The sequence below is a fragment of the Bradyrhizobium sp. RP6 genome, assembly GCF_003837805.1.
Taxonomy (GTDB): domain Bacteria; phylum Pseudomonadota; class Alphaproteobacteria; order Rhizobiales; family Xanthobacteraceae; genus Bradyrhizobium.
Map to the genome: position 1 here is coordinate 1 of NZ_RQIT01000054.1, position 2,982 is coordinate 2,982.

General features: G+C 62.4%; 3 protein-coding genes. 2 read left to right on the forward strand and 1 reads right to left on the reverse strand.

Annotated features, from left to right (window positions below):
* Position 1 precedes the first annotated feature (1 nt).
* Positions 2-148, reverse strand: a complete 147-nt coding sequence (locus EHH60_RS37345; protein WP_158626815.1) for a hypothetical protein — start codon at positions 146-148, stop codon at positions 2-4.
* A 107-nt stretch (positions 149-255) separates the two neighbouring features.
* Between EHH60_RS37345 and EHH60_RS36770 the strand changes: the two genes are divergently transcribed.
* A complete protein-coding gene (locus tag EHH60_RS36770; protein WP_124163994.1) occupies positions 256-1,692 on the forward strand; it encodes an MBOAT family O-acyltransferase in 1,437 nt (478 codons plus the stop codon).
* Positions 1,692-2,792 carry a hypothetical protein gene (locus tag EHH60_RS36775; protein ID WP_124163995.1) on the forward strand — a complete coding sequence of 367 codons (1,101 nt, stop codon included), beginning with the start codon at positions 1,692-1,694 and terminating at the stop codon, positions 2,790-2,792. The genes EHH60_RS36770 and EHH60_RS36775 overlap by 1 nt, the downstream gene beginning before the upstream one ends.
* Positions 2,793-2,982 lie beyond the last annotated feature (190 nt).

Here is a 2,982-nt window from a genome sequence, read left to right on the forward strand (position 1 = left end):
GTCACTCGGTCCTCGTTCGTGTCTCGCCGGAAACCAGCTCGTCATGCACGGGCTTGACCCGCGCATCCATCAAGACAAATTCCTTATCGATGGATTGCCGGGTCAAGCCCGGCAATGACGCCAGGGAAGGCGTCAGGTCGCGCATCATATGGCGACGCGCCTGCGGATTGCCAGCACGACTGCCTGTGGCCACCGGGTTGTTGATCGGCCCCCTGTATGCTTTAGGAACGATATCCCCACCGCCGGTCCAGCCTGATGCTGTTCAATTCCTACCCGTTCCTCCTGCTGTTCCTGCCGCTCGTGCTGGCGGGCTATTTCTGGCTGGGGCGGCGCAGCAATCTGACGCCGGTGATCTGGCTGGCGCTGGCCTCGATCGCCTTCTACGCCATCGGCAGCTGGCAATTCGTGGCGCTGCTGCTGCTGTCGATCGCCTTCAATTACGGCATCGGACATCTCCTGATCGTCGCGGAGCTCGGTCCATCGCAACGAAAGGCCGCGCTCGCGCTCGGCGTCGCCGGCGATCTCGTCGTGCTCGGCATCTTCAAATATGCCGGCTTCGCTGCCGAGAACATCAATGCGCTGCTCGGCACGCATGCCGCGGTCCACATCCTGCTGCCGGTCGGCATCTCCTTCTACACCTTCACGCAGATCGCCTTCCTGGTCGATGCCTATCGCGGCCAAGTCGCCGCTTACGCGCTGCCGCACTACGCGCTATTCGTGACGTACTTCCCGCATCTGATCGCAGGGCCCATCCTCCACCACAAGGACATGATCCCGCAATTCGAGCGCGAGGAGACCAAGCATCCGGATGCGCATCTCATGTTGTGCGGAATCATCATCTTCGCCATCGGCCTGTTCAAGAAGACCTGCCTCGCCGACGGCATCCAGCCGCTGGTCGCGCTCGCCTTCGAGGCGCGCTCGCCGAGCTTCGATCAGGCCTGGCTGGGTGCGCTCGCCTACACCTTCCAGCTCTATTTCGATTTCTCCGGCTATTCCGACATGGCCATCGGGATCTCGCTGATGTTCGGCATCTTCCTGCCGGTGAACTTCAACTCGCCTTACAAGGCCACCAGCATCGTCGAGTTCTGGCGCCGCTGGCACATGACGCTGTCGCAGTTTTTGCGCGACTATCTCTACATCCCGCTTGGCGGCAACAGGCGCGGCCGCGTGCTGCGCTACGTCAATCTGCTGATCACGATGCTGCTCGGCGGCCTCTGGCACGGCGCGGCCTGGACCTTTGTCATTTGGGGCGCACTGCACGGCGCCTATCTCTGCGTCAATCACGCCGTCAACGCGCTGGTGCCTGACGTGCCGGGCTTGCTGGTCCGTCCGGTTCGAATCGCAGGCGGCGTGCTGACATTCCTCGCCGTCGTGGTCGCCTGGGTGTTCTTCCGTGCTGCGAGTGTGGAATTTGCGCTCCGGATTCTCCATGCCATGGCCGATCCCTCGGCTATCGTGCTGGGCCGCGAGGAGATCGCAGCGCTGGTGATGGTCGCCGTCTACGCCGCGCTGGTGTGGCTGGCGCCGAACACCCAAGCGCTGATGGGCTACGACCATTCGGGCCGCAGGGTCGGCGAGGCCTTGCGGGCCGGGCGGATGCGCCCGCTGTTTCTCTATGCGGCGTCGCTGGTACTCGCATTCGGCATCCTGGGCATCCAGAGCCACAGCGAATTCATCTATTTCCGGTTCTGATGCGCGGGTCGTTCACACATCTGGGGCGTCTTCTGCTCGCGAGCATTGTATGCGTGCTCGGCGCCGCTTTGCTCACCTACGCCGTCGATCCCTTGCAACTGTTTCGCCCCTCGCCGCGCGCCTTCTATTCCGACGACACGCGCGTGCAGAATGCCGGGCTGATCCGCAGCCGGCCATTCGACACGGTCTTCATGGGCACCTCGCTCGCGATCCATTTTCGCCAGAGCGATATCGACCGTGAGCTGGGTGTCCGTTCGCTCAAGCTGGCGATGACCGGTTCCAATTCGCGCCAGCAGGCCTTCGTGCTGGAGCAGGCCATCGAGCACGGCGCAAAACGCGTGATCTGGGAGATGGACGATTTCATCTTCGTCGATGCCGCCGACATCGAGACCGACCCATATCTGTCGGTCGATCTCTATCGCCGGACCGCGAAAGGCATCGCCTCCTATCTGTTCAGCGCGACGATGACGAAGGAATCCCTGTTCACGCTGCTGCGGTCGATTCCGCCGCTGCAGGGGCCGCTGACCCGGGCCGCGCCTTACCTTCCCGTGAAGTTCGCGCTGCCAGACATCGACGACATCTACGCGCTGCCCAGGGATTTCGACGTCGCACGCGACTACAACGCGAAGAAGACGCTTGCCGCCTTCGCCTATATCACCGCTCCGTCGCGCCGCAGCTTCCTCGGCGAAGGCTACGGCTTCGAGGCCATGGTCCGGCATTTCGAGCAGGATGCCGCCAGCCTGATCGCGCGCCATCCCGACGTGAGCTTCGACATCTACTTGCCGCCCTATTCGATCCTGCAATTCGTCGCCATGCGCGATGCCTCGCCCGAGACGCTGAAGATCGTCACCGATCTCACGGCCGTGATTGTACAACGCCTGACGCAGCGTCCCAACGTGCGCCTGCACGATTTCCGCGCGATCAAGGCGGTAACTCACGATCTGAACAACTACGGCGACGTCATTCACCATTCGCCGGTGGTGGACGCGATGATATTGAAATGGCTGAGAAGCGGGGAGTATCGGGTTGACCCCCGCAATCCGACCGCATCGCTGGATGAGCTGAAGGCCCAGGTCGAGGCGTATCGCCTCGGTCGCTGATCTTCCCCTCTCCCCTTGTGGGAGAGGGTGGCTCGCTGTCCAGACCGGATAGATTGGTAACACAGTAGACCGGATGGATGGGTGACAGTTCTCTGTCGGCTGGGAGGATCAGCCGATGCCTTGGCGAGAGAGCTGTGCAGTGGACCAACGGGTGAGCTTCATATCGGATCAGCGAACCGGCATGTGGACG